Origin of the sequence: Protofrankia sp. CiP1_Cm_nod1 (assembly GCF_920888515.1) — a bacterium.
Taxonomy (GTDB): domain Bacteria; phylum Actinomycetota; class Actinomycetes; order Frankiales; family Frankiaceae; genus Protofrankia.
Map to the genome: position 1 here is coordinate 1 of NZ_CAKKTM010000174.1, position 5314 is coordinate 5314.

At 72.9% G+C, this 5314-nt stretch carries 4 protein-coding genes; 3 read left to right on the forward strand and 1 reads right to left on the reverse strand.

The window, feature by feature from the left end; genetic code table 11:
* Positions 1 to 116 precede the first annotated feature (116 nt).
* Positions 117 to 1013 (reverse strand): LysR family transcriptional regulator, encoded by an 897-nt coding sequence (locus NBX02_RS08230; RefSeq protein ID WP_250290737.1) that lies wholly within the window; start codon positions 1011 to 1013, stop codon positions 117 to 119.
* Between the two features lie 698 nt (positions 1014 to 1711).
* Between NBX02_RS08230 and NBX02_RS08235 the strand changes: the two genes are divergently transcribed.
* From NBX02_RS08235 to NBX02_RS08245, 3 genes are all read left to right on the forward strand, one after another.
* Complete coding sequence (locus NBX02_RS08235; RefSeq protein WP_250290739.1) at positions 1712 to 2485, forward strand: lysophospholipase; 774 nt, start codon at positions 1712 to 1714, stop codon at positions 2483 to 2485.
* A gap of 106 nt (positions 2486 to 2591) precedes the next feature.
* Positions 2592 to 3884 carry an LLM class flavin-dependent oxidoreductase gene (locus NBX02_RS08240; RefSeq protein ID WP_250290742.1) on the forward strand — a complete coding sequence of 431 codons (1293 nt, stop codon included), beginning with the start codon at positions 2592 to 2594 and terminating at the stop codon, positions 3882 to 3884.
* Positions 3881 to 5173 carry an acyl-CoA dehydrogenase family protein gene (locus NBX02_RS08245; protein WP_250290743.1) on the forward strand — a complete coding sequence of 431 codons (1293 nt, stop codon included), beginning with the start codon at positions 3881 to 3883 and terminating at the stop codon, positions 5171 to 5173. The genes NBX02_RS08240 and NBX02_RS08245 overlap by 4 nt, the downstream gene beginning before the upstream one ends.
* Positions 5174 to 5314 lie beyond the last annotated feature (141 nt).

Genomic DNA, 5314 nt, shown 5'->3' on the forward strand with positions numbered 1-5314 from the left:
CCGCCCGCCGGCCGCCGCCCGCCGGCCGTCGCCCGCCGGCCGTCGCGGCGAACGGCGGCTGGCAGCGGTACCGGCTCGGGACGCCGGGCCAGGAGACGCCGGGCCAGGACGCCGGGTCAGGACGCCGGTCGGTTCGAGGACGGTGGGCGGGGACGCTCGTCCAGTACCGTGCGCACCGCGTCGCCGATCAGATGCGTCAGCCGGGGATGGGCGCTGCGACGGCCGCGGACGTGGAGTGGTTCAGGCTCGACCGGTGGCAGATCGTCACGGCGTTCCAGCCCCTGCGGCACCGCCCCGACATCGGCGAGCAGCGCGACACCGACACCGGCGCGGACCGCGTGCAGCACACCGGCGAGGTATCCGGCCTCGCCGACGACCGAGGCCGTGCGCCCGGCCTGGGCCAGCACTCGTAACGCATGGCTTCGAATCGTGCACGGATCGTCGATAGCTACCAGTGGCAGTGGCCGTTCCGGCGGGGGCGGCACCCAGTCGGTGGCCGCGAACCAGGCCAGCGGCAGCCGGCCGGCGGGACGGGCCAGGGGGGTGTTCCCCTCCCCGATGAGCACGGCGACGTCGATGCTGCCCCGGTCGAGCGCCTCGTCGAGGCGGGCCCCCCGATCGAGCCGGAACCTGACCTGGACGTCGGGGAACTCCGCGGTGAGCGCGGACATCACCAGCGGGAGCAGGTGGTCGGCGGCATGCTCGGTCGACCCGATGGTGATGGTCGGCTGGCCCGCCAGCGCCGCGTCCACGCCCAGTTGTTCGAGGGCGTCGTCGTGCAGGGTGAGAATCCGTCGCCCCATGGCGATGAGTAGTTCACCATCAGAGGTGAAGCGTGTGCCGCGGCCGTCCGGGGTGACCAGCGGCCGGCCGACCGCTTTCTCCAGGCGGCGCACATGCTGGCTCACCGCCGACTGCGAGATGCACAGCGCCTCCGCGGCCCGGCGGAAGCCGCCGTGGTCGGCGATCGCCGTGAGGCTGCGCAGAGCCGTCAGGTCCAGTACGGGAGGCACAGTGCACGATAGCGCAACTGATTTTATTTCGTAATAGGTCTGATCGCGGATCCGCGTTGGACATCCACGGAAAACAGCACCATCCTGATGCCCATGGTCGGGAAACGGGATGTGCGGCAACACGGACCGCTTACATTCCGTGCCGCTTTCCGTCATCCAGCGCGGTGCCGGATCGCGCGGCACGTCCTGACCCGCAGACGAGTCATTGACTTCGGGACCATCACCTCCGCCTGTTGTCCCGTGCGTTGTTCCCGCTGGTGACACCAGGTTCCCTCTGGTGACACCGGGCTCCCGCTGGTGACGTCGGCGCGTCACTGCCCGGCCTGATCCGGCTGCCGGTCGCCGAGCCACGGCAGCTCGTCCAGGCCATCGGGATCACCAGGCCATCGGGATCACCAGGCCATCGGGATCACCAGGCCATCGGGATCACCAGGCCATCCGGATCGCCACGGTCGTCTGGTTCGTCCCTGTTCGTCCGGTGACGCGCCAGTGCCGGCCCCTGACGGCTTCCGGCTTCGACACCGCCGCCCGCTGTCGGCTACGCCGTCGGTCCGTACCTGTCTGTAGCTGTACGCACCTGTCCGTACCGGTGCGTACCGGTACGGTATGCGCCCGTCGTCCCGGCCGGCTCCCGCCCACCGGTACCGCTTCCGGCTACCGGACATCAGCTGCCCGCCCGCACATAAGGACGTAGATCGATGACGTCAGCTCAGCTCGCCACCACCGCCGCGGACGCGCCCGCTCTCGCGGCCTGGGACAACCCGCCCGCGGTCGCGCCGCGGGGGACGGTGATCCTGATCGCCGGCCGGGGCGAGCACCCGGGGCTCTACGAGCGGTTCGGCAACCGGATCGCCTTCGACGGCTACCGGGTCCGGGTGGTCGGCGACCCGACCGCGCACGAGCGGACGGTCACCTCCGAGATCGACCGCCTGCTGGCCGACCCGGACCTGCCCGCGCCGCGCGTGCTGGCGGGCTCCGACGCGGGCGCGGCGTTCGCCGCGGCGCTGGTCGCCACCGGGCGGGTGCGGGCCGACGGCCTCATCCTCGTCGGCCTCCCCGGCGGGGAGACGGCCACCACCGGCATCGGGGAATGGGAGTGGGAGACCGAGCTGGGTGAGCGCACCGCCTGCCCCACCCACCAGGCGCGGCTGGACGCCGACGTGTCGGTGCGCCGCGGCGCGCTGACCGTCCCGATACCCCGGTCCTGGATCGTCGACGGTGATCTTCGCCAGGTCGCCGTGCCGGTGCTCGGCCTGCATGGGACGGCCGACCTGCTCAGCCCGCTGCCGGCCGCGCGCGAGCGGTACGCGGGCGCGCCCGTCGCCGAGTTCGTCACCATCGACGGCGGCAAGCACGACGCCCTCAACGACGCCACCCACCGGACGGCCGCGGCCGTGGTCGTGCTGTTCCTCGAACGGCTGCGGACCGGCACCGGCCTGCCCGCGATCGCGCGCTGGACACCCTGGTCATAGCCGCCGCCATCCATGCCAGCCGCCGCCATCCGTGCCAGCCGCGGCGGCCGTGCCAAGCCGCGGCTGGCGCACCGATCAGCCACCGTCCGGCGCATCCGGAGGATCCGTGACCGTCGAATTCATCAGCGGCATAAACATCAACCCGTCCAACGAGCTCAACCGGCTCCGCCTCCCGGCCGTTGACGTGCCCTTCCTCAGGCGTTACGCGCGGGTCCTGGAGGACGGTGGCTTCGACTACACCCTGGTGCCCTACCACTCCTCCTTCCAGGACCCGTTCACCCTGGCCACGGCCATCACACAGGTCACCGAGCGGCTCCGGCCGATCGTCGCGCTGCGGCCCAACACCATCTACCCGACGGTCGCGGCCAAACAGCTGGCCACCCTCGACCAGCTCAGCGGCGGACGCGCGGTGGTGCACTTCATCGCGGGCGGGGACGACCACGAGCAGGCCCGCGAGGGCGACCGGCTGGGCAAGACCGAGCGCTACGCGCGACAGGCCGAGTACATCGACATCCTCCGCCGGGTATGGGCCTCGACAGCGCCGTTCGACCATGCCGGGACCTACTACTCCTTCGAGGACTTCGTCTCGGTCGTGCGGCCGGTCAACGGCGGCATCCCGGTGTCGGTCGGCGGGTCGTCGCCGCAGGCCTACCAGGTGGGCGGCGCGCAGGCCGACATCTTCGGGCTGTGGGGCGAACCGCTCAGGCAGACCAGGGAGCAGATCGACGCGGTGGCCGAGCAGGCCCGCCTCGCCGGCCGTGCGGACACCCCCCGCATCTGGGTCACCTTCCGCCCGATCATCGCTCCCACCGAGGAACTGGCCTGGGAGAAGGCCCACCGGATCCTCGACGTCCTGCGGGGCAACAACGGGCTCGCGCACGCGGCGTTCCGTGCCACCGGCGTGCAGGAACCACCCAACGTCGGTTCTCAGCGGCTGCTGCGGGTGGCCCGCGACGGTGACCTGCACGATCGTGCGCTGTGGACGCCCACGGCAGCCGCGACCAACGCCGCCGGCGCGTCCACCGCCCTGGTGGGGACGCCCGAGACCGTCGCCGCCGCCATCCTCGACTACGTCGACATCGGCGCCGAGCTCATCTCGATCCGCGGGTACGACAACCTCAACGACGTCATCGACTACGGCCGCTACCTTCTCCCGCTGGTGCGCGAGGAGCTGGCCCACCGCGCGGCGACCGGCCGTCGTGGCGAGATCGTGCGGGAGGACGCCGGGCGCGGCCGCCCGGCCACCTCGGCGGCTACCTCGGCCACCTCGGCGGCTACCTCGGCCACTTCCGCCGCTTCGGCGGCCTCGGCCGGTGGCCCGCACGGTGTCGGGGGAGCGGGGGCGCGGGAAACGTCGTCCGCGCGGGCCGGCCGGCCGGGGCAGCAGGTGGCGTCGTGAGCGTGCCGTCACGGTCCCGGACCGGCCCGGCCGACCGCCCCGCCACCGGCCTGCCCGCCGCCGATCCCGCCGCCGGCGGCCGTCCCGCTGCCGCTGCCGGCGGCCGTCCCGATGTCGATGCCGATGCCGGCCCTCCGGTGGCCGCGCTGCCGGTCGTGGACATCTCCGACGACGCGCTCGCCCGGACGAGCGCGCGGATCGCGCTCACCGCCGAGGAGTACGACCGTTCCGCGGAGTTCCCCTGGGCAGGCATCCAGGCCGTGCACGACGCGGGCCTGCTGCGGCTGGGGATCTCGCCCCGCTACGGCGGCCAGGGCCTCAGCGCCACCGACAGCGTCCGGGTCCTGCAGTGGCTGGGCCGGGGCGACCCATCGGTCGCCCTGATCACGGCGATGACGATCCTCCAGCACGTGCTGGAGGACATCGACCCGTGGTGGCCGGCGGATCTCTACCGCACCGTGGTCGACGACTCCCGCCGGCGGCCGGTGCTGCTCAACGCCGTCCGCGCCGAGCCGGAGTGGGGAGCGCCCGCCCGCGGCGGGCTGCCGGCCACGAAGATCCGGCGGACCGCCGACGGCTGGCTGCTCAACGGGCACAAGGGCTTCGCGACAAGCTCGGAAGGCCTCGCCTACCACCTGGTGTGGGCGGCCACCGAGGACCCCGACCCGCTGCTGGCGCACGCCGTCGTCCCCGCCGGCACCCCCGGTATCGAGATCGTGCGCACCTGGGACCATCTCGGGCTGCGGGCGAGCAGCACGCACGACGTCATCTACACCGACGTGGAGATCCCTTTCGGGAACTTCCGCGGCGTGCCCCTCTCCGAGCAGCGCGCCGACCCGGGCCTGGGTGCCGTCGGGATCGGCGTGCCCGCGCTGTACATCGGGGTGGCCCGGGCCGCGCAGGAGTTCTTCCTGCGTTTCGCCAACGAGCGCGTACCCACCTCGCTGGGACGTCCCATCGCCACGACCGAGCGGATCCAGACCATCGCCGGCGAGATCGAGGCGCAGCTGGTCCAGGCTGAGGAGATCGCCTACGGGGTGGTCCGCCGTTTCGACGAGGGCGACTCCAGCGCGCCGCGGCGGTTCCTCGTCGCCAAGCCGCTGATCGTGCGCGCCGCTGTCACAGCCGTGCAGACCGCGGTGGCGGCGATCGGCAACCCGGGCCTGACCAGGCACAACCCGCTCGAGCGGCACCTGCGTGACGTCTACTGTGCCCGCGTCCATCCGCCGCAGGAGGACTCCGCCCTGCTGCTCGCCGGGCGTCAGACGCTCACCGCCGAGCGCTGTTAGGGCCACCTTCAGGGCCACGTCAGCCCGGCCGGGGAGCCGCCGCGGGTGCCGCCGGGCACCTGGCCGGCGGCCCGGGCCACGCCTGACCGGCATCCGGCATCCGGTACACCGCATCCGGCATCCGGCATCCGGCATCCGGTA